Source organism: Flectobacillus major DSM 103 (assembly GCF_000427405.1).
Classification (GTDB): Bacteria; Bacteroidota; Bacteroidia; order Cytophagales; family Spirosomataceae; genus Flectobacillus; species Flectobacillus major.
This window is the reverse complement of record NZ_KE386491.1, coordinates 4,311,176-4,334,474: the sequence shown is the minus strand read 5'-3', so window position 1 is coordinate 4,334,474 and position 23,299 is coordinate 4,311,176. Positions and strand designations below refer to the sequence as shown.

Sequence of the window (23,299 nt, the reverse complement as noted above, 5' to 3'; positions counted from 1 at the left end):
CAAAACTTACCGTTTTTCTAATTAGAATTAGAAACCAAGTTTTACCGATAAATTGTAACTTCTTGTTACTGGATAGTTACCAATATCAATACCAAAGTTTGTATCAGCTTGTCCACCTACTTGTGGGTCTAAGCCCGAGTAACTTGTTACAGTAAACACGTTGTTCGTTGAAAGAGCAATTCTTGCTGTTCTTATTTTCATTTTTTTCAACAAGTCTTTTGGTAAGTTATAACCAAGAGCCAAGTTTGTCATTCTCAAATAAGAGCCATTTTCAACATACCAAGAGTTTGGTTGTGTATCAGTACTGAAGTTAGATACATTTTCAAAAATTGGAGAAGAAGCATTCAAATTAGTTGGAGTCCATGAGTTTTTCACAGTCTCAGCTTTGGCAGAACCCGGGAATGTTGAATAGAAGTTAGTATACCATTTTGTCATATTGAAAATCTGGTTTCCTAATGACGTGTACAAGTAGGTTTCAATATCAAAATTCTTGTAAGTAACTTTAAGGTTGATACCTCCTGTAAATTTAGGGATAGGACTTCCTAAAATAGTACGGTCATCTGCATCTATTTTGCCATCGCCATTAACATCAGCAAAGCGGAAGCGACCAGGGCCTGCACCTTCTTGTGCTGGAGCTGATTTTACTTCGGCATCATCTTTGAAATAGCCAATTACTTTATAGCCAAAGAACGAAGCCATAGATTCGCCCTCTTTGTTACGAGTTGGAGCAGCACTCAAGCGGTTTGTTGGAGGCGAAACATCAAAATAGGTAGTTCCTGGAGCCAATGACGTAATAGTATTGCTCAACAATGAACCGTTCACGGTAATATCGTATTTAAGGTCGCTATTAATTTTGCCATGATTTACAATTTGTAAGTCGATACCTTGGTTACGCATATTAGCAATGTTCACTGATGGAGCAGAAGCCAATGTACCAATTACACCTGCAATAGGAACTTGGAACAACAAGTCCTTTGTATCTTTTCTCCAGAAATCTAATTGAACTTCAAACTTACCATTCAAGATTGATGCGTCTAAACCGATGTTAGAAGTTTCTGCTGTTTCCCATTTAGCATTTGGGTTACCTATACGGCTTCTGTAGAAACCTTCGGCTACAGCATTGTTTGTACCTGTTATGTCATAAGCCGCAGTTCCAATACTCGACGAATACAAGCTGTATTGGTTGTTAGGGTCTACGTTGTTAGAGTTACCCATTTGTCCCCAACCAGCTCTTACTTTCAAGTCATTGATAAACGATAAATCCTTCATGAAATCTTCTGAAGACAAACGCCATGCTGCTGAGAATGCTGGGAATACACCATAACGATTGTTAGCACCAAAACGAGAAGAACCATCACGACGAACAACGGCTGTTAAGAAATAACGGCTATTGTATGAATAATTTGCCTGACCGAAGATTGAATAGAAGTTTACACCACTGAACAAACCTCCTGTTACGTTTCTACCACTAGAGATAGTTGATAAGCTCAAATAATCAAGACTTGTAGTGAATGGGTCTTGTCCAAAACCTTCGATATTTCTACCTGCACCTGTATTAAGGGCTTCGATACCTGCTAAAGCTTCAATACCATGAAGACCTATTTTTTTCTTATAGTTCACTTGGTTTGTCCATACCCAGTTGTAGTTGTATGAGCTACCTTCTCTTAAAGCATTTTTACCAGCAACTGGCTCTGAGTTTCCGTGGTCAACAAAAGTGTAATCTCTGTATGTGTTGAAGTTTACACCACCACCAAAGCTTGTTCTGAGGGTTAATTCTGGCAAAACATCGTATTCTGCATAGATATTACCAAAACCACTCAATCCAAAAACATTGTCATTTGAGTTTAATGTTAAACCTTGCACAGGGTTTCGAGCATTACTAAAGCCCCCAGCCGCAGAGCCGGCATATCCTCCAAATACATCATATATCGGAATAATAGTAGGCATACGTTGTGCATCTAACAAATAACTTTCTTCTTGTGCAATACCTGCACCACCATTACCACCTGCTAAACCTCTTGTTTGACGGTATGTAAATTGAAGGTTTTCGCCAATTCTCAATTTCTTAGTAATATCAAACTCAGAGTTAGCTCTGAAATCATAACGTCTGAATTCGTTAAATTTCAAAATACCTGATTGTTCCTGAACACCTAAACCGAAGTAAAAACGGCTAGTTTCTGTTCCTCCAGAAAAACCTAAGTTATGTCTTGTAAGAGGAGCTGTTCTTGTAATTGCTTTGTACCAGTCTGTTCCTTGCTTATTGGCAGCCATTACAAGATATAGTGGCCCAGCAAGTGGATTGTTTTGGTATTTAGCTCTCTCAGCTTCGATATCGATAGAACCAACATAACCCTTACGGCCACCACTTGGCGAGCCAATTAACAAATAGTCTGGAATAATAGGAGTAGTTCCAGAGCCATATTGGTCATGTTTTGCTCCAGGGCCCAATGCTTTCCATGTCCAGGTAGCTTGGTCTTGAGGATTCAACATTTTAATTCCTGTACCAGGGTCTGTTACACCGTACATACCATCGTATGTTATTTCTAATGGACGAGCTTTCTTTGTACCCTTCTTAGTAGTATATACGATTACCCCTGAAGCAGCACGAGCACCATAGATAGAAGCAGCAGCAGCATCTTTCAAAACTGTTGTTGATTCAATATCATCTGGAGCTAAGAAATCTGTAGACTGAGTCGGAACTCCATCCACTACATACAATGGGTTGTTACCCCCAAATGAACCAAAACCACGTACACGAACAATACTTGTTGTACCTGGCTGACCACTTGTGATTACTGTTACCCCCGAAACTTTACCTTGTAATTGTTGTTCGATATTTCCTGATGGTACAGCCGTTAAATCTTTAGCTTTTACAGTAGAAATAGCCGCTGTTGATTCTTTTTTGTTACTACTTGAATAACCCGTAACAATAACCTCATCTAAAGCCGCAACATCTTCTTCTAATACAATATTAACAACTGATTGTCCACCTATAGTTACCTCTTTTGACTTGTAACCAATACCTGTCAAAACGAGTACATCATTTGCAGATTTTGAATTGATAGAAAAGCTACCACTGGCATCTGTAGTTGTTCCTGTACGAGTACCTTTTATTAAAATACTTACACCCGGAATACCTTGGTTATCAACACCTGCTACTTTTCCTGTTACTCTTCTGTCTTGTGCCATTGACGAAACACTATATACAAGCAATGCCGTCAAGACAAATACATGCTTGAAGTAATTTAGTAATTTGTTTTTCATATAATTGGTTTTTTGGATAATAATGAACTGAAAATGATTAGAGTAATTGTGTTTTTTAGATTTTCATAGCCTCCTTTCTTTGGATAGTGTTCTAAATGATGGTTATACTTTGATTTTTATAAACGTTTTTTTTTGTTCATAAAAATAAGAATAGTACAATATTAAACTACTTTAATTCGTTTTAGAGCCTTATTGAATCAAAATAATACAATAATAACTCTGTTCTGTACTGTTCTACTTAGTAAAATTCTACATAATATTTTTTTCATGCAAATATTTCTTCATTTTTTTATAAAAAACTTCTTAGATTTACTTTCACATAATTTCAGGGTATTCTGAGTAGATTTCTGCCTTTTTTTCACAGAAAAACGCCCGAACTTTCATATCAGGGAAATCCTGTTTAAATTGTGTACTCAACCACGACTGCTTGTATATATAAGCCATTTTTATATAACTCTATGGGAAAATCATTACAAATTGAGCCTAATGCTCAAAAACCCAAATACCAACAACTTATTGAAGATATCATTGAAAAAATTCAAAGTGGTGCTCTTCAACGAGGCGACCAACTTCCTACTATCAATGAAATCACTAATTCGTTGGGGGTAGCTCGTATGACTATTATTAGGGCTTATGAAGAACTGCGTGAAAGGGGGATTGTAGCTGCTCAGCATGGCAAAGGATATTTTGTTGCTTCGACAGATGTACAAACTACTATGCACATTTTTGTGCTTTTCGATGCTATGAACCCTTACAAAGAGGTTTTATTCCATTCTTTGAAAGAGGCTTTGGGTGATAACGTTTCTATTAACTTATTTTTTCATTACCACGACCTGAAGGTTTTTGAAAATGTTCTTATTAATAATATTGGTAATTATAATTTTTATATTGTGATGCCTCACTTTAATGAAGATGTATCTGATATTGTTGGACAGATTCCCAAAGAAAAGCTTTTGATACTTGATATTGATATTGATAAATTCGATGACGAATACGCTATTTTATACCAAGATTTTGAAAGGAATATCTTTGAGGGGCTACAGGAGGCTTTGCCTCTACTTGAAAAATATAAGGGTATTACACTTTTTCTAAGCAAAAATCATTTTCAGTATACTCCCAATGGTATACTAACAGGATTTAAAAAATTCTGTACTACTTACAATATTCAGGCTAAGATTGTTGATAACCTCGAAATAGATATTATCGAAAAAGGTTATGCCTATATTCTTTTCTTAGAAAATGATATAATCAGATTCATTAATTATGTCAATAAAAAAGGATTTAAGCTTGGTAGTGATGTTGGTTTACTCTCTTATGACGATACTCCTATTAAACAAATTCTATCTGAGGATGGCATCACCACGATTTCTAATGACTTCAATAAAATGGGGAAATTGGCTGGCCGAATGGTACATAACCGACAAAAAGGAAAAATTGCAAGCCCTTCGTCGCTCATTATTCGAGGAAGCTTATAAAAAAAGGGTTAGATTTTAACAATCTAACCCTTTTTTTATTCTAATATCGCAAACTACTAGATATACTGATTAATCAAGTTTTCTAATAATTCTTGTTTACCGCTTGTTCTTGCTGGCTCGCCACTTTCAAAAGCAATAGCACGCAAATCTTCTAAGCTAAGTTTTCCTGCTTCGTATTCTGCTCCTTTACCCGAATCAAAAGAAGCATATCTGTCTGAACGAATTTTCTTGTATGGTGATTTAGTCAAAATATTATCTGCAATTACCAAAGCTCTTGCAAATGAATCCATACCACCAATGTGTGCATAGAAAATATCATTCAAATCTGTAGAGTTACGACGAATTTTAGCATCGAAGTTGATACCTCCTTGTGTAATACCTTTTCCTTCTAAGATGATTAACATAGATTCTGTTAATTCATTCAAGTTGTTAGGGAATTGGTCAGTATCCCATCCGTTTTGGTAGTCACCACGGTTGGCATCCATACTACCTAACATATTGTTATCTACAGCCACTTGTAATTCGTGTTGGAACGTGTGTCCAGCTAAAGTAGCGTGGTTCACTTCAAGGTTCAACATGAAATCATTTTCTAAACCATATTCTTTCAAGAATCCGATTACAGTTGCTGAGTCAAAGTCATATTGGTGTTTCGTTGGCTCACAAGGTTTAGGTTCGATGAAGAATTTACCTGTAAATCCATTTTTACGAGCATAGTCACGAGCAATTGTTAAGAATTGTCCCATGTGAGCTAATTCACGTTTCATGTCTGTGTTCAATAAGGTCATATAACCTTCACGACCACCCCAGAATACGTAGTTTTCACCATTCAAGGCAATTGTAGCATCAATCGCATTTTTAACCTGTGTACCAGCATGTGCAACCACCGAGAAGTCTGGGTTTGTAGATGCACCATTCATGTAACGAGGGTTAGAGAATACGTTTGCAGTACCCCACAATAACTTCACACCAGAAGCTGCTTGTTTTTGCTTTGCATAGTCAACGATTGACTGTAGGTTTGATTCGTACTCGCTCATTGAGTTACCTTCATCAACTAAGTCAATATCATGAAAACAGTAATATGGAGCACCAATTTTAGTAAAAAATTCAAAAGCCGCATCCATTTTATCTTTTGCTCTGTCAACAGCACCCGCTTTTACATCCCAAGGGAATTGCTGTGTTCCCGGACCAAATGGATCTGCACCTTGCCCACAGAATGTATGCCAATAAGCAACCGCAAAACGCAAATGCTCTTTCATTGTTTTACCAGCAATCACACGGTTTTCATCATACCATTTGAATGCTAAAGGGTTATCTGATTCTCTACCTTCAAATTGAATTTTGCCGATTCCAGCGAAGTATTCTTTGTCGCCTAAGGTAATATTTGCCATTGTTTTATACTTTTATTTTTATAGTTCTAAGATTAAGCTAAATATACTGTTTTTACCTGAGCTATTCACTTCAGCAGTAATATTTTAAGAGTCAACTGTTCTGTACTGTTCTGTTATTTTATTTTGATGCGAAAATACAATTATATCTTTGAATCAAAAAATATTTAGCCATATTAATTATAATGATTCCCTAAAAAACATCCATTTTCCTAAAATGAATTACAGCCGATTTAGTTATAATACAATCCTATTAGGGTTTAAAATCATCAAATTTCATAAGTCTTGTAGATTCTATTATTTTCGTAATAAATTTTGAAAAATATGCAACATGATGGAGTTTGATTATAAAGCTGAATTAGCCAAAGTACCCGAAGAACCTGGCGTATATAGATACTTTGACGAAGAGGGTACGGTAATTTATGTTGGAAAAGCCAAAAATCTCAAAAATAGGGTTAGCAGTTATTTCGTTAAGTCGAACCAACATGACCGAAAAACAAAACGATTGGTTTCTCAAATCAGAAAAATTGAGTTTACTATCGTTAATACCGAGTTTGATGCCTTATTGTTGGAAAACAACCTCATCAAAAAGTTTCAACCCAAATTCAATATTCTCCTTCGTGATGACAAGATGTATCCTTTCATCTGTATCACCAACGAGTCTTTCCCCAAAGTAATTACGACTCGCCGAATTGACCGTAAGTTGGGAACATTCTTTGGCCCATTTGCCAATCAGAAAGCCATGTACACCATCTTAGAAATGTTTGGACAACTTTATAAATTTCGGACTTGTAACCTTAATTTGTCTCCCAAAAATATCCAAGAGCGTAAGTTCAAGATTTGCCTAGAGTATCATATTGGCAACTGTAAAGGCCCTTGTGAAGGACTTCAGTCGGAGGCTGACTATAGTTTAGAAATCGACCAAGCTAGGCATATTCTCAAGGGTAATTTGGGTTTTCCAAAAATATATTTTGAGGAAAAAATGCTTGAAGCTGCCGCTAAACTGGCCTTTGAAGAAGCCCAAGAGTTTAAAGAAAAATTACAGCTTTTAGATAAATTTCAAAGTAAGTCAACTGTAGTAAACCCCAATATCAAGGATGTTGATGTATTTGCTATTGTTTCGGATGAACAATTGGCCTATCTAAATTTCATGAAAATTACCAATGGGTTTATTACGCAAACACAAACATGGGATGTCAAGAAAAAACTCGATGAAACTGATGAGGATATTCTTACGATGTTGGTTTGGGAAATGCGTGACAAATACCAGAGCGAGGCTAAAGAAGTAATTACCAATATTCCACTTTCAGTTGAATTGAAGGGTATCGAAAATACTATTCCTCAAATCGGCGATAAAAGAAAACTCTTAGATATGTCGATGAAGAATGTATTGTATTTTAGGCGTGAAAAAGCCGACCGCCAAGCGGCCGAAGAAAGTGGTGGCGACCGTAAAATGCGAGTTTTACTTACGCTGAAAAATGACTTACAGCTCAAAACTATTCCTAGGCATATTGAATGTTTTGATAACTCCAATATTCAGGGAACAAATCCTGTTTCGGCTATGGTATGTTTTAAAGATGGAATACCCTCTAAAAAAGATTATCGCCATTTTACGCCCAAAACGGTTGTTGGCCCCAACGACTTTGCTACGATGTATGAAGTAGTAACAAGACGATACACTCGACTACTCGAAGAGGAATCACCTCTCCCTGATTTGATTATTATTGATGGTGGAAAAGGTCAATTGTCGGCTTCATGCGATGCCCTAAAAGCTTTGGGTTTGTACGGGAAAGTGCCTATTATAGGTATTGCTAAAAGGCTTGAAGAGATTTATTTTCCAGAAGATAGTATTCCTTTATATATCGATAAAAAATCAGAATCACTAAAACTCATTCAACGCCTACGAGACGAAGCTCACCGATTTGGTATTACCAAACATCGCGATAAACGAAGCAAAAATTTTATTATTAGCCAGCTAGAAAGTATTGAAGGTATTGGCAAAACTACTGCTACCAAATTACTTAAACATTTTGGGACTGTCAGTAAGATTTATGAAGCCCCCTTAGAAGAACTTGAAAGTTTGCTTGGAAAGGCAAAAGCAAAAGCATTAAAACAACAATTAGAAATTATCAATCCACAATAAAAACATGAGTCATCCCAATTTGAGTGAATGGTGTTTATTTTTGAAGATGATTTTCACCAGTAGAAATATAAAATATAATACTTCGCGGCTAAAGATATGTCATTCTGACACTTAACATACAAAAGGCGTTCGAAATTAGTTTTTCGAACGCCTTTTGCATGAATAGCCACTATTTTTCTATCATTTGAGCAATTGATAAGCCTCTTCAATGTTCTCTTGACGACTTTATGAATCTCAACAAACACTAATAGGGAAAAAATTCGAGATGACTCATGTTTACCAACCCAAGAGGATTAATATTCCCAAAGGTTGTGTTCCATCTCCATCAATTTATACTCTAATTGTTGAGACATCATCAAGCCTTTTTTATCTCCTCCGTACATCTCTTGTAAATCTTTATCTTCTGCATTACCCTTTTTAATCAAACGAGCATGGAATAAACGCAAGTCAAAAGCATCGGCCATATTCTTGTGTTGAGCTTCGTTTTGGGCATTGTACCAGATACAATTGGGATTACTACGGAACAATTTGTCTAAGTCCTTGTATTTAAATGATGCAATTACTTTATCAAATCCTGCTACTGATTTGTTGGCTGGAACAATCATAGTAATCGCTTGAATATCGAAATATAATCGAGAACGTTGCTTATCAAAAATAGCATCCTCTTTTATTTCGATAATAGTTAGTTCTCGTGGTAAACGATAAAACGCACCTGCTCCACCTGCGGGTTTTGTACCAGCAACAGCTTTACCTTCAGCACCAGCTTTAGGTTTAGGGTCGCCCCAACCGTCATCGCTACCTGCAGCAGCAGCAGTTTCGTTGCCAAAACCTGCTGCTTTTTCTTCGTCAGAAAGAGCATTATCGCCAAATGCGTCATCTATTTCAAGATTACGCATAAATTCTTCTTTCGATATTTTGGTTTTCAAAGAGTCATTTTTGTAGGGTTGCAAAACACCACTTTGAACCCACTCAATCAAATATTTCGTGATTTCATTATTTTTAGAGAAAAAAGGCTGGTTTTGCTTTTCATTCAAATCCATTCTTCTCCACAAACGTTGCTTCCACATCACATTCGAATCATCGATAGGACGAACAGAGTCTGGATTTTTACCACTATTATCTCTTTCTTGTGCTGAAACCAGCGTGCAGGTAGCCAAAGTTACAAAGGCTGCACCTGCGTATTTTACAAAATTCTTCATTTGAGTTAGTCGCTATTAGTTTTACATTCATTAGCCTTAAACAAAAGGCTAATTTCTACCAATAAACTTTGAAATCTAAACGACAGACTATCAGCATTTATTGAAAATGCGTTGATATTATGCTAAGCAATTAGTTCAATGGAATATTTTTAATCACGTTACCTACAGGAATACTCTCTACGGTTCCTCTAAAGTTTTTGCGTTGTACACCCTTTACTTCGATATAATAACGGTCGCCAGCTTGAGCCTGAGCTGCTAATGCCGAAATATTGACACTACCAGAACCCGACACATCTCCTACTTTTTTCGTTCCACGAGCAAGAGCCACGTAAATTTCCGAAACTCTAAATTGAGCATCCTCTGGGTTGGTAGCTTTAAACGATTCATCAGCTAAAGCACGTGCTTCGATAACTCTTAAACCTGAAGCACTAGCACCACGTTTTTCGTCGAGTTCACCACCATTTCCATATACTTTAATCTCTGGTCTAGGAACTCTTCTCACACGAAAAGTTTCTTTACCTAATAAAGTACCTCCGTTAGATACATTTAATGTTACATTAGATGAGCTAGGAACAATTGTTACCTTTCCACGTTCGCCAGCAATAGCATCACCACCCTCAGCAGAGAAAGAAGGATTCCATAAAGCCCCCAAACCTGGGCTTACAATACTCAATCTATTAGCACAACCCAAATACAATGCTGGCAATGTTGCTGTTTCGATATTGTAAGTTGGTTTTAAAACAAAGTATTCTTTTACAATAGATTCTGTTTTAGGGCCTGTTGGGCTCATGTACGATACCGAAGCAGTGTATGTTTTCTTAGATAAGCCATTTCTATCGTACTCGCCACCTGTTGCCTTAAATTTGATTTGTCCTCTTCCATCCTTTACAGGTAAAGAAGCACCATTAAGGCTCATACGAGGCGTAAAGCCACTTGAAGTAGCAGCAATAAATACTTCAGCTTCATATTCCATACCAGCTACTACAGTATTAGCATTGGCCGAAACTTGAGCAAATACTTTATCAAATTTCACTTCTTTTGCTCCAACTTTTGCGGCTAATTGGCCTAACACTTCACTTTCGTATCGTCTGATTTCAGCTTGCTTTTGACTCAAAGTAGCCAATGCTGCTGCTACAGGCGTCTGAGCAAAGTTTAATTCTGCAAAATCTTTATTACGTTGATCAGCGTCTTTAGCCACCATTGGGTCTTCTTTGGCTGACAAAGACAATGCTGGAAATACGGTGCCTTTATCTGCCAAAGCTGTCAACTTTGTAATGTATTGCTCCATTGAAGTGGCCAAAGAATATGCAGCTCCTTTTTTGCTAGCACCTACCATCAACTGATAAATTTTCTCTTCTTCTTTGGGATTTTTGATTTGCCCAGTTTCAGGGTCAATTCCTCCTCCAGCTTCAATAACCTTAGCTTTGATTCCTTCTATTTCATTAACTACACTTTCAGCTAATTTATGAACTTCGGCAGCTTTACGGGTAATATCGGCATAAGCTGCTGGATTAGGCAATTCTTTGATTCTTGATTCGATACCTTGAATAGTACCTTTATTTTTTTCAGATGCAGACTGATTGGCTGTCTCCAAACTGTTATTCAATAAAGCGAATTTCTGTAAAAGAGCATCACTAACCTGCAAAGCAAGCAAGGCTGTGAGTACCAAATACATCATCCCAATCATCTTCTGACGGGGCGTTTCTTTTAAACCTGCCATTGTATATTATGCTTGAGGATTTAAAGTTTAAGTTTGATTTTCAAGAAATAACCAAGATTATTTCCTTGTACAAGTAGATAAAAAACATTGAAAGTGAGGTGAAATATCCAATCACATTGCTATTTGTAACGCACTTCAAGGTTTTTTCATTACTTAGTTACCTTTCATGGCAGACAACATACTTCCATAAACATTGTTCAATGAAGATAAGTTGGTTGTCAATTTAGCTAACTCTTGCTTAAACTGTTGGGTATCCTTACTTGCGTCAGACATATTTTCCATTGCAGTTGTCAAATTGCCATAGAATGCATTCATTGCTTTTAGGTGCTTGTTGGTATCTTGTAATTCTAATTCATATACAGCATTTAAAGCACCCATATTTTGGGTAATTTTTTGGAACTGAGCACGATATTCTTTTGCATCCTGAGTAGCATTAGAAAACTCAGAAACAGCGTTCAAGGTTGTACCATACGCTTTGTTCATTTCGCTTACGGTTGCCGAAGCTACTTTAATATTTTTAGCATATTCAGTTGTAGCGATTGTAGCATCTGAAATTTCTCCAATTTTTGAAACTGACTCAGTAAGCGATTTGAGGCTTTTGCCCAAGTTATCGAATACTTCTGGCGATATTTTAGCATTGGCCAAAGCATCATCCATTTTGGCTGTTAGGCCATTGCCACCTGTAAAAGAACCACGAGATGACACCTTTGGCAATTCACCTTGAAAATCTTTGGCTAATTCAGGGTAAACTCGTTCCCATTCATACTCCTTTTCAGGCTTAGCAGTAGCATACAAAATAGCAAACAACAAGAAAATAGCTGCTTCTGTTAGCATACCTACCATTAGCATTTGATTAGCACCTTCTAAGTGTAAAATTTTAAATAATGCTCCAACAATAACTACTGCGGCACCAGCACTGGCGATAACGTTAATAATTTTTTCTAAGCCCTTCATTTGTTCTGAAAATGATTTAAAGTGGAATGAAAATGTACAGTTTCGAGTTTGTTTTACTATTAGTTTCGGATTAAGGTTGTTGTTATCCACACTCAACCCCCTTATGTTATCAAATAAAAAGGTAATTAACTGAATCTTCCCTCAAAGAGCTGTTTCAATTAATTACCCCTCAATCTACTATCTAAATTCTTTACCTGAAGAACGTCCTAAATGTGTCATGGCACAGCGGAAACCTATATATGAACGTTTTTTATCTTCATATTCATAAGCACGAGTACCCGTTTCAAGGTAATAGGCTACGTCTTTCCATGAACCACCTCTAATAACCTTTCTTGGCTCGTCTTTGTCGTCATTCAACGTATTTAGGTCCCATGTAATCGCAACAGCATTGTCTGAATAAGCATCAATACACCACTCAGCTACGTTTCCAGCCATGTTGTAAAGGCCATAATCGTTAGGGTTGTATGAATTTACTGGAGCAGTATAGGCATATCCATCAGCATCATAATTACCTCTATGTGGCTTGAAATTGGCTAATAAGCAACCTTTTCCATTAGCTACGTAAGGATTACCCCAAGGATACTTTGCAGAAGCTTTCCCCCCCCTCGAAGCCCATTCCCATTCAGCTTCCGATGGTAAACGGAAACGAGGAGAAATATACATTCCTTCGGCTGTTCTGTGGTCGTTCAAAGCTTTTGTACGCCATTCGCAGAAATACTTTGCAGCTCTCCAACTTACACCAACTACTGGATACAAGTCAAATGCTGGGCTTGAAAAGTAATATTCAGTCATTGGATCACCGTTGTGATACGTAAAGTCTTTGCTCCATACAGTAGTATCTGGATAATACTCTGTCATAATTTTTTCTTCGCCCAATACCGAGATAGAGTCAGTAAGCATAGCAGAAGTAAATTGTCGATACTCATTATTACTAATTTCAGTATCGTCCATAAAGAATTGAGCTACCGAAACTCTTTTATTGAAGTTAACAGACGACGATACGATATCTTCATCGGCTTGCCCCATCATATACGAGCCCGACGGAATCAGTACCATTCCTAGTGGAGTGGTTTGCTTCCAGCCTTTTCTTGCAGTAGCCGCAATTTCACCATTTACCATACCAACATCTTCTTTCTTGCTGCTACGGCCTTTTTTCCCTCCTTTTCCTTTGGTAGCAACTTCTCTACCTTTTCCACTTTTACTTTTACTACTTGCAGTTTTCCCCCCTTTTTTACTAGATGAAGAGCTACAACTATCTAAAAATAAAACAGGAACGGCTATAAGGATTAGTAATAGAGTTTTCCTGAAAATTACACTGTAATTCATATTGATTTTACTTTTGCGATTGATACCTGCTTACAAACGGGTAAATAATTCTCAAAATTGTAAACGTAGTTAATTTATATTATTGTGGGTACATTAGAAAATTACTAAAACTAAATATCTTTTCTTCCTAATTTCAAAATATAATTTGTTAATTTTTCTTAAAACGAGATTAAAAACTTTTTAGTATTTGCTTAGAAAAGCAAAGTTAATAAATTTTTCGGGTTGTTTGGTAATAGATTATCGTTTTGATACACAAGCCTATTCACACCATCAACTTACGTCATTCCTCCTTGCTAGGATTCAATGAAACAAGAGAATTATCTCCTAAACCTTGGGGTTCTCACAGGAGTTTTCTTACCACTTAATAACTTGGGAGCTGGAAGTGAATAGCTAAGCAATATTTCGTGCGATGTCGGGGCCTTGGCGGATGCTCCATTCGTGGTGGTCAAATCCAACGAATAACCTATCTTTAAAGAATTATTCTGTAATAAAGATATGCCCGCAATAATAATGCCAGCATCATTAAGTCTATAAGAACCTCCAACCCAATACTTTTCGGCATAGGTCAAAATCGCACCTCCTTCGAGTACATTCGTCTGAAAGTCGGTTCTAAAAAGTGCAGTAGGACTAATCTCAATGTCGTCTGTCAAATAATAATTATAGCCACCATGTACATACAAGCTTTGGACAGCTTTGTTATTGGCAATATTTGCTATACCAAAATTGTACACTGGCGAGTTGATATGGTTGAGGCTCGCACCCACAAAATAATTAGAAGCCTTGTATAATACCCCAACGCTGTAGTCGGGTTTGGTTTGACTAATCTTTCCCGAAAGGCCATCAATCAAGGGGTCGTCGCTCTCGCGTGGGCGAAAACTATTATCGAACGATTTTATATGAAACCCGCCTCTTGCCCCAAGCGAAATGATACTTCCATTCCCTAAGCCTATCTGATAAGAATATGAAAGTTTTAAATCTTGGTAACCTGCCCCTGAAGGAGTTTTATCATTGACAAAATGTACACCAATGCCACTTCGTAGGCCATTTAGTGGCATCGAAGCGGTAAATATTTGTGTACCCAACGAGCCTCCTCCATCTAGGCTTGTTTGATAGCCCGACCACTGGTTTCTATAGTGTAATTGAAACTTGAGTGTGCCATCAGTGCCAGCGGTGGCAGGGTTGATGTACAAAGGGTTGAACATATATTGGCTCAATTGAGCATCCTGCTGAGCTATTACTGGCAGAACGCCCATCACAATAAAGGTCAAAATGAGGAATAATAGTTTTTTCTGCATAGTGTTTTCAAACTAGGTACTCATGGGTACAGCATTGTACTGTGATGATGAAGAGGCAATTACTCAATACAGCTACTTACAATAAATGCTTCCGCTTTCCCAAAACTAATAACAAATTCCAAATAATCATTGAAATTTTGAGGTATGAATTGGAATACGCTAAAATATTATTTGTAACAACGCCATAATGATATATAATTTGATACATAAAACCACTTGATATAAACGGATATTCCAGCGTTTTTGTTGTAAACACCCACAAAAAAGCAGGTCTGATTCATTGAAAAACGAATCAGACCTGCTAGATTTTGTCAATGATTTAGCTTACAAACCATTCACTTTTTTAATGTATAATTCCAATGCACCCGACATTGAAGGGGCATTGGGCAGTGGGGCTTGAATATCCAAAATCAAACCTGCATCTGTAACTGCCTTGGCAGTAGTTGGCCCAAATGCAGCCATACGAGTTTTGTTTTGTTTAAAATCTGGAAAGTTTTCAAACAAAGATTTAATTCCTGACGGACTAAAGAACGCCAAAATATCGTAATAAACATCTTCTAGGTCAGACAAATCCGCAGAAACCGTTTCGTACATTACCGCTTCTGTCAAATGCAAATCATTTGTACCCATAAACTCTGGAATATCGTTACGACGTTTGTCTGAACATGGAAACAAAAACTTTTCAGTTTTGTGTTTTTTAATTAGTTCTAACAAATCGGCTGCCGTTTTTTGCCCAGAGAATATTTTTCTCTTGCGAATCACAATGTATTTCTGTAAATATATAGCGGTTTGCTCCGTTATACAGAAATACTTCATATCTGCAGGCACCTCGATTCGAGCTTCTTTGCAAATACGAAAAAAATGATCTACAGCATTACGACTCGTAAAGATAATGGCCGTATGGTCAAGAATGTTAATTTTTTGCTTACGAAAGTCTTTGAATGAAACGCCTTGTATCTCAATAAATGGACGAAAATCTACCTTAATATTGTATCTTTTAGCCAACTCAAAATAGGGTGATTTTTCATCTGTTGGCCGTGCTTGCGACACTAGAATGCTGGATACTTTGGTTAATCTGTCTGGATGTGCGTTTCCTGTTGTTTCGCTCATGCTCAATGCAGTTAAACTTTAATGTGGGTTATTACTGTTGGCCCAACCTATAGGGCATATCGAATTCCTACTATCAATGGAATGACTTCAACGATGCAAAGATACGAAAATAAATAGAGATTTTTTAACGGTGTCATCTTATTTATCGTAAAGTATATTAATATTAGTCGTAGTAAAAAGAAAATTGAAATCGGTATCAGCAGTATATTTTGTATATTTTTTATCACTTCTGGAGCCGATACAGCACTCACACTCAAGAATACCACCACTACCAAAAAGAAAATACTGGATGCTTGAATTACTTTAAAATAATGCACATTAGTAATATTATCGAGCCTATAGAGGTTTGTTAAAATGGCTAAAGCTACATATTTGGCCAACATCAAAACAAAAATCACAACGCCGAGTTCAATAAAGTTACTAAACATCGTTCCTAAGCTTTCGCCATCTCTTAGAATGGTACTAACCGAAAATAAATCCATTTCATCGCTTTGGATAAGCATAAAAATAAATGCTAATGTAAAGCTTAGATTCAGTACAAAAAGCAAGTTTCCTAAATCAAATGGTTTATTAACAATAAAGGCATCGTCTCTTATATTGATTGTCAATAAATCTTGAATACTAAAATAACGACCAAATGCTTTGGGCTGTAAATTGTATAAAAAGGCATAACAGACCGCTAAAAATAACAAACCTAAGGTAACAAAATCTTGAAAAGGTGTTAGTTCTCTAGGAATAACTGTCAATAGAGAATCTGATATTTGGATACTTTTTTCTACTTTTGAAATCTTATTTCCTACCTGTACTGTCATGGCTTCTACATTGGTATTGGTTCCGTAGAAAGTCAAAAACAATTTTAGTTTTCCATATTTTTCTTTCAAACTATCTATATCCATCACCACCCACTGCTCGGTTGGTAGCTTTCGTTGTAAAGAAGCGTTGATAAAAAGGTAATTTTCTTTGCCCGAATAATACAAAAGCTTATATCCTCTATAATTTTCGGTATCAAAAAACAAACTGAAAGAATTGTAATCTTTGTGTTCGCCTTTAATATAAGGTACATAAGCCTTATAGTGGTCGTCGTATACCTGCCAATCGTCATGGTAATCATACACCAAGTAGTAGGCTTTGTCTGGGCCAATATTATTGGCTTTTACGCCCCTCCCCAACAAGCATAGGCTTAGGGTGAGTATATATGTTATAAGTACCCGAACCCAACTAGGAAAGCCTAGGGGTTTGGACAATAATAAGCACAAAAACCTGACAAACGATTGTTTGTCAGGTTTTGTAAAGTTTTTGCAATATGTATAGTTGACGTTCAGCAATATCTGTAATATTTTTACAAAATTACATTACCTATTACCAATTGCCAACAGCCTCATCACAATTATTTCAAGCCTAAAGCTTTCAACATTGTTGCACCAATGTCGGCAGGAGAGTGAACCACGTGAATTCCGCACTCTTCCATGATTGCCATTTTGGCAGCAGCAGTATCATCAGCACCACCGATGATAGCACCAGCGTGACCCATACGACGACCTTTTGGAGCAGTTTGACCAGCAATAAAACCAACTACAGGTTTTTTGTTACCAGTTTCTTTAATCCAACGAGCAGCCTCGGCTTCCATTCCTCCACCGATTTCGCCAATCATTACAATACCTTCTGTTTCAGGGTCATTCATCAACAATTCAACGGCTTCTTTAGTAGTTGTTCCGATAATTGGGTCACCACCAATACCAATTGCTGTAGTTTGTCCTAAACCAGCTTTAGTTAATTGATCTACAGCTTCGTAAGTCAATGTTCCAGACTTAGAAACGATACCAATTTTACCTTTCGAGAAAATAAAAGCTGGCATAATACCTACTTTACATTCTCCTGCGGTCATTACACCTGGACAGTTAGGGCCAATCAAACGAGTAGCTTTGTTTTTGATGTATTCTTTGGCATAAATCATATCCTTTGTTGGAATACCTTCAGTGATACAAATAATCACTTTGATTCCAGCATCGGCAGCTTCCATGATAGCATCGGCTGCAAATGCAGGCGGAACGAAGATAATAGAGGTATCTGCTCCAGCTTGCTGTACAGCTTCCAATACAGTATTGAAAACTGGACGGTCAAGATGCGTAGAACCACCTTTACCCGGCGTAACACCACCCACGACGTTTGTGCCGTATTCTATCATTTGCTGAGCATGGAAAGAACCTTCCGAACCCGTAAAGCCTTGTACGATTACTCTTGAGTTTTTGTTAACAAGTACACTCATTTTTCGTGTCGTTATCTGTTATTGAAAATTCCTATGTATTAAGAAAAGTTTCGTAAAGGTAAATGCAGAATGTGAAAGAGCAAAAAGGATTTGTTAATTAGCTGATTAGATTTCAAAAACAACATTACAATCACCTGATAATCAAATATTTAATCTTTTATTAATTTCTGCTAAATTTTTATAGGTTGCCATTTTATGAAAAGAATTCCTATATTACTTTCGTTTTAATCAACAAACCTCATTTTAACATGGAAACCCTTCTTTTAAAGATTCAAAATCACATTGCCCATCTTAGTATCAACCGCCCCGACAAGGCAAACGCCCTCAGCCAAACGTTTTGGCGGGAGTTTAGAGAGGTATTTGAGCATATCGACGAAAACCCTGAAGTACGGGTTGTAGTACTTGATGGTGGCACAAGCAAACACTTTTCTGCGGGTATCGACCTCAACCTACTAATGTCTGTTACCCAAAAGGCTGTTTCGTGCGAAGGCCGAGGTAGAGAAAAACTGCGGAAAGAGATTTTGCAACTCCAAGCTCCTATCAATGCTATTGCCGATTGTTCTAAACCTGTTTTGGCAGCTATACACGGGGGGTGTATTGGGGCTGGTATTGATTTAATTTGTGGCTGTGATATGCGATATTGTACCGACGATAGCTTTTTTACTATCAAAGAAATCGACATGGGTATGGTAGCCGACTTGGGTACACTTCAACGCCTACCGAAGCTTATTGGCGAAGGAATGGTACGAGAAATGGCCTTCACTGGTCGAAATATAACAGGACAAGAAGCCGCAAAAATAGGACTAGTGAATCGTTCTTTCCCTGATAACCAAACTATGCTTGATGAAGTGCTGATTCTGGCTGAACAAATTGCTCAAAAATCGCCTCTATCTATTCGAGGCACAAAACATATTCTGAATTATAGCCGTGAGCATTCAATAGCCGATGGCCTTGATTATATAGCTACTTGGAATGCAGGGCTACTCTTATCAAATGATTTGCAAGAGGCTTTTACGGCCAAAATACAAAAACGCATACCAAAATTTGAAGATTAATTTTAGTTACTTGTACGATTATCTATTGTATTTTTGTGAACTGTCTCGCTATTTTTAGCATGATAAATCGGTTGATATAGCCCAAAACTAAACAGATAACGACTAACAAATTTCAGATATTGGTGATTTTTCAGGTATCTGGGTTATTTATATACAATGCTTACTCATCTAAAGATAAAAAACTATGCTCTTATCGAGCATTTAGAGCTTTCGCCCAATCACGCCCTTAATATTATTACAGGCGAAACTGGAGCTGGTAAGTCGATTATGCTTGGAGCGATTGGCTTATTGCTTGGTAATCGGGCCGATACAAAGGCCTTATATAGCCCCGATGAAAAATGTATTATTGAAGGTGAGTTTAATATTTCTGGATTTATTATCAAAAGTATTTTTGAGGAAGAAGAGCTAGATTATGAAGACCATTGTATTATTCGTCGTGAAATTTCGCCACAGGGCAAAACCCGTGCGTTTGTCAACGATACGCCTGTCAATTTAGAAACCCTTCGCCGAATTGCCTCTCAGCTTATGGATGTGCATTCGCAACATGATAATTTACTTTTGGGGGCCAATGAATATCAGCTTCAGATTGTTGATACATTTGCCCAAAATGAAAGTTTGGTCGATAAATACAAATCTGATTTCTTGAGCTATCAAAAAGCCCAAAAAGCTTATGATGAATTGGTGCAAGATGCAAAAGAAAGTAAAAAAGAGTTTGATTATAATGCCTTCTTGCTTGAAGAATTACACAAAGCAAAACTAAAGGCTCATGAATTGGAAGAGCTAGAAACGGAACTAAACAAGCTGGAAAATGCCGAAGAAGTAAAATCTAAGCTTCAACAAACTTCAGCATTTTTGAATGGCTCGGAACAGTCAATCATTTCGTTGTTGGGTACTTCTCTTGCCAATATCAATACTATTGGCCAATATGGCTCGCAGTTTGTCCATATCAAAGAACGCCTACAGTCTTGTTTGATAGAACTCAAAGATATTAACGACGAAATAGAAAGCGAATCTGACCAAGTAGAAATAGATGATGAAAAAATATCTTCTTTACAGCAACGTGTAGATTTATTGTATCACCTTTTACAAAAACATCAAGTAAAAGCCGACAACGATTTATTACGTATTCAGGCCGAACTCGAAATAAAAGTCGGTAAGGTATTGAACCTCGACGAATCTTTGGAAAAAGCTAAAAGTGTGGTCGAAAAAACTGAAAAAGCCCTTATGAAAAGTGCAGAGGCTTTGTCAAAATCACGTTTGGGCGTATTAGCAACTATCGAAAAACAAATCTCGGCTTTGTTATTCGACCTTGGAATGCCCAATGCTACGCTCAAAGTCGAAAATGAGTTTATTAAACCTTCGGCAACTGGTATCAATATTGTTAACTTGTTGTTTTCGGCCAACAAAGGTATCAAGCCTCAACCTCTCAAAAACGTAGCCTCAGGTGGCGAATTTAGCCGTTTAATGCTAGCTATCAAGTATATTCTAGCCAATAAGAGGGCTTTGCCTACGATTGTTTTTGATGAAATAGACACGGGTATATCTGGTGAAGTTTCTATCAAAGTAGGCAATATGATGCGTGAAATGAGCAAAAGCCATCAGATTATTGCTATTACTCATTTGCATCAAATTGCGGCTCAGGGAGCAGCCCATTATTTTGTTTATAAAGATAACTCTGCCGACCGAACCGTTTCAAGAATTAAGAAGTTATCTAAAGAGGAACGTATCATGGAAATTGCACAAATGATTGGTGGCCAAAATCCTTCAGCCACGATTATTGAAAATGCTCGTGAAATGTTGGGTAAACATACTATCGAATCGTAGCGTTTTTTATTAAAACTCTTTTTTATTCATCCAACTATATTTACCATTATGAAAAAAATTATAATTCCAGTTCTTCTCCTTGGTATTGCTACATCTTGCAACAAAGCTCAAGAAGAAGACCAACAGAAAAAACTTATAGAAGAAGTAATTGCTGTCCATGACGAAGTAATGCCTAAAATGGATGTTATTATGTCACTAAAAGGGCAATTAGATAGCGTATCGAAGGTTTCTAAGGATTCTATCAAGGCAAAAGAGTTATTTGTCCAGCTCGATTCGGCCGACATCAAAATGTCGAATTGGATGGCCGAATACAATCCTGAATCTGTAAAAGGAAAGGGTATTGAGGAAGCATTGAAGTACCTTGAAGGAGAAAAAAAGAAAATTAATGAAGTAAAAGTTTTAACCAATACTAGCATTGCCAACGCAAAGCAGTTCTTAGGAAAATGATAAAATTACAAAGTAAGTTAATGGGTATATTTCATGGCCACCATTGGGCTATAGCTTTGCTGGTTACCTTTATATTTGGCTGCTCAGAAAGCAAAAAGAGCCTACCTTATTTAGGCCAGAAAAGCATTGAAACTAAAGTTGTAGATGGCAAAAGTGTAACGGACACCGTTTATCATACTATTCCTGATTTTGAGTTTATTAATCAAGACTCTGTAGTTACGACCCAAAAAGACGTAGCTAACAAAATTTATGTAGCCGACTTCTTTTTTACAACTTGCCCGACTATCTGCCCAAAAATGAAAACACAGATGCTTCGGATATATGAAAAGTACAAAAACAATCCGCATTTCATGATTCTTTCTCATACCATCGACCCTCGGCATGATACGCCAAGTGTATTGAAAGAATTTAAGAAAAACCTTGGTATCGAAGGAAATCAATGGCAAATGGTTACTGGCGATAAAATGAAAATCTATGAGCTTGGACAGAAAAGCTATATGGTTACCGCTACCGACGACCCTACTCAGCCTGGAGGTATTGTACACAGTGGAGCGTTTATTTTGGTCGATAAAAACAGAAATATAAGAGGATTATATGATGGTACTGTTCCTGAAAAAGTAGACCAATTAATGAACGATATTGACCTATTACTCAAGGAACAATATCAATAATAAAAAAACAATGTCAAAATACTTATTTATCCTGTTATCAGCATTAGGGTTATTGGCTTGTGAGAGCAAGGATGAACTCAAACTAAAGCAGTATTATATTGATGGGCAGGCTTTGTATAAAACCCACTGTGCCAACTGCCATCAAATCGACGGAAAAGGACTGGCGGGGTTGTATCCGCCAATTGCAGGCTCAGATTTTTTGAAAAACAATAAAAACCTGATTATCTGTGCTATGCGAAATGGACTCCATGATACGATTGTTGTAAACGGGAAAAAATACCACCAACCAATGCCTGCCAACAAGCAATTGCATGCAATTGATGTAGCCGAAATCACAACGTTTATTTATAATGAATGGGGAGGCGAAAAAATAATTACAGATGTAAAGGCGACAAAGAAGATTTTGGATGCTTGTAATCAACCTTAATGGCATTCATGATTAATACATTTTGTTATAATACAGGGTTTCGCCCAAAGTGAAACTCTGTATTTTTATATAAGCTACCTTATTGAGGCATATTATTTACCCGTACCACGCCTTTTACTTTACGCAGTGTATATTCAGTAAAATCTTGATTGGCATCCATTCCTACCCCATGCAACACTTGTTCGGGGGTAGTCACGTCTACAGGCTTATCGGTATATACTTTCTTGAAATCTGGATTCCAAAAAAGCTCATCAGTTTGTAAGGTTTCGTGTTTTACTTGGTTATTAATCAGCACTCTACCCATAATATGATATAGGTTTTTGGCTCGGACAAACCTTGCTGAGTCGCCACGTAGTGTAGTGGTATTATTACCCATTTTGTCGAAGAAAAAAATTCTTACCTCTTTAGGATACACTTTATCTTCATTTTGTAAGGTAAGTTGGGTTTCTGTCGACATTTTTACTACGACACGAGCAGAATCAGTATAGCTCATATTGATACCATGAAGCTCTGAAATGGGCCCATTATAAATCTCTCTTTTCGAGACCTTCTCTTCTTTCCTACAGGCACTCAGTAGCACCAAAGCCCAAAAAGGAAGCAGTAAATATTTCTTCCTAAAGGCTAGAATATTTACTGCTTTGTTATTTTTATTGATAAGACTATTCAAAAATTTCACTATCATCATCTTGAATATGGTAATTGGAATATTGTCAACTTGTTAAAAGTGTATCTATCCAA

General features: G+C 37.0%; 18 protein-coding genes. 7 read left to right on the top strand and 11 right to left on the bottom strand.

Features of this window, described 5'->3' with window-relative positions:
- Window positions 1-27: 27 nt before the first annotated feature.
- Entirely contained in the window at window positions 28-3,264 is a 3,237-nt protein-coding gene (locus FLEMA_RS72990; RefSeq protein ID WP_044173170.1) for a SusC/RagA family TonB-linked outer membrane protein, read from the bottom strand.
- A 458-nt stretch (window positions 3,265-3,722) separates the two neighbouring features.
- On the opposite strand from FLEMA_RS72990, the gene FLEMA_RS0147000 reads away from it, so the two are divergent.
- A complete protein-coding gene (locus FLEMA_RS0147000; RefSeq protein ID WP_044173168.1) occupies window positions 3,723-4,739 on the top strand; it encodes a GntR family transcriptional regulator in 1,017 nt (338 codons plus the stop codon).
- Between the two features lie 56 nt (window positions 4,740-4,795).
- On the opposite strand, the gene xylA is transcribed toward FLEMA_RS0147000, so the two are convergent.
- On the bottom strand, window positions 4,796-6,127 hold the full coding sequence (gene xylA / locus FLEMA_RS72985; RefSeq protein ID WP_044173166.1) for a xylose isomerase: 1,332 nt from the start codon (window positions 6,125-6,127) through the stop codon (window positions 4,796-4,798).
- Between the two features lie 328 nt (window positions 6,128-6,455).
- Here xylA and uvrC point away from each other — a divergent pair, with 328 nt between their 5' ends.
- Entirely contained in the window at window positions 6,456-8,267 is a 1,812-nt protein-coding gene (uvrC, locus tag FLEMA_RS0146945; protein WP_044173163.1) for an excinuclease ABC subunit UvrC, read from the top strand.
- A 293-nt stretch (window positions 8,268-8,560) separates the two neighbouring features.
- Here uvrC and porN read toward each other — a convergent pair whose 3' ends face one another.
- The 8 genes from porN to sucD form a co-directional block, all read right to left on the bottom strand.
- A complete protein-coding gene (porN, locus tag FLEMA_RS72980) occupies window positions 8,561-9,466 on the bottom strand; it encodes a type IX secretion system ring subunit PorN/GldN (protein ID WP_052354220.1) in 906 nt (301 codons plus the stop codon).
- Window positions 9,467-9,596: 130 nt separating this feature from the next.
- Window positions 9,597-11,186 carry a type IX secretion system motor protein PorM/GldM gene (porM, locus tag FLEMA_RS72975; protein WP_044173160.1) on the bottom strand — a complete coding sequence of 530 codons (1,590 nt, stop codon included), beginning with the start codon at window positions 11,184-11,186 and terminating at the stop codon, window positions 9,597-9,599.
- 153 nt (window positions 11,187-11,339) lie between these two features.
- Window positions 11,340-12,140: a type IX secretion system motor protein PorL/GldL gene (gene porL, locus FLEMA_RS72970; protein WP_044173158.1), complete on the bottom strand. Its 801-nt coding sequence runs from the start codon at window positions 12,138-12,140 to the stop codon at window positions 11,340-11,342.
- 177 nt (window positions 12,141-12,317) lie between these two features.
- Entirely contained in the window at window positions 12,318-13,466 is a 1,149-nt protein-coding gene (gene porK / locus FLEMA_RS72965; protein ID WP_044173156.1) for a T9SS ring complex lipoprotein PorK/GldK, read from the bottom strand.
- A 317-nt stretch (window positions 13,467-13,783) separates the two neighbouring features.
- Complete coding sequence (locus FLEMA_RS72960) at window positions 13,784-14,761, bottom strand: PorP/SprF family type IX secretion system membrane protein (RefSeq protein WP_044173154.1); 978 nt, start codon at window positions 14,759-14,761, stop codon at window positions 13,784-13,786.
- 324 nt (window positions 14,762-15,085) lie between these two features.
- On the bottom strand, window positions 15,086-15,871 hold the full coding sequence (locus FLEMA_RS72955) for a uroporphyrinogen-III synthase (RefSeq protein ID WP_044173152.1): 786 nt from the start codon (window positions 15,869-15,871) through the stop codon (window positions 15,086-15,088).
- A gap of 47 nt (window positions 15,872-15,918) precedes the next feature.
- Window positions 15,919-17,115, bottom strand: coding sequence for a DUF4271 domain-containing protein (locus FLEMA_RS72950; protein ID WP_144080145.1), 1,197 nt, complete (start codon window positions 17,113-17,115; stop codon window positions 15,919-15,921).
- A gap of 143 nt (window positions 17,116-17,258) precedes the next feature.
- Entirely contained in the window at window positions 17,259-18,137 is an 879-nt protein-coding gene (gene sucD, locus FLEMA_RS72945) for a succinate--CoA ligase subunit alpha (RefSeq protein ID WP_044173151.1), read from the bottom strand.
- Between the two features lie 248 nt (window positions 18,138-18,385).
- Here sucD and FLEMA_RS0146720 point away from each other — a divergent pair, with 248 nt between their 5' ends.
- From FLEMA_RS0146720 to FLEMA_RS0146675, 5 genes are all read left to right on the top strand, one after another.
- The gene (locus FLEMA_RS0146720) at window positions 18,386-19,192 is read left to right on the top strand and encodes a crotonase/enoyl-CoA hydratase family protein (protein WP_026996980.1); all 807 of its coding nucleotides are present in this window, start codon (window positions 18,386-18,388) and stop codon (window positions 19,190-19,192) included.
- Between the two features lie 156 nt (window positions 19,193-19,348).
- Window positions 19,349-21,016 carry a DNA repair protein RecN gene (recN, locus tag FLEMA_RS0146705; protein ID WP_044173149.1) on the top strand — a complete coding sequence of 556 codons (1,668 nt, stop codon included), beginning with the start codon at window positions 19,349-19,351 and terminating at the stop codon, window positions 21,014-21,016.
- Window positions 21,017-21,064: 48 nt separating this feature from the next.
- A complete protein-coding gene (locus tag FLEMA_RS72940; protein WP_044173147.1) occupies window positions 21,065-21,463 on the top strand; it encodes a hypothetical protein in 399 nt (132 codons plus the stop codon).
- The gene (locus tag FLEMA_RS0146680) at window positions 21,460-22,134 is read left to right on the top strand and encodes an SCO family protein (protein ID WP_229359507.1); all 675 of its coding nucleotides are present in this window, start codon (window positions 21,460-21,462) and stop codon (window positions 22,132-22,134) included. The genes FLEMA_RS72940 and FLEMA_RS0146680 overlap by 4 nt, the downstream gene beginning before the upstream one ends.
- A gap of 10 nt (window positions 22,135-22,144) precedes the next feature.
- Entirely contained in the window at window positions 22,145-22,561 is a 417-nt protein-coding gene (locus tag FLEMA_RS0146675) for a c-type cytochrome (protein WP_026996978.1), read from the top strand.
- A gap of 79 nt (window positions 22,562-22,640) precedes the next feature.
- Here the strand turns inward: FLEMA_RS0146675 and lptC are convergent, their stop codons facing one another.
- Complete coding sequence (gene lptC / locus FLEMA_RS72935; RefSeq protein WP_044173145.1) at window positions 22,641-23,246, bottom strand: LPS export ABC transporter periplasmic protein LptC; 606 nt, start codon at window positions 23,244-23,246, stop codon at window positions 22,641-22,643.
- Window positions 23,247-23,299 lie beyond the last annotated feature (53 nt).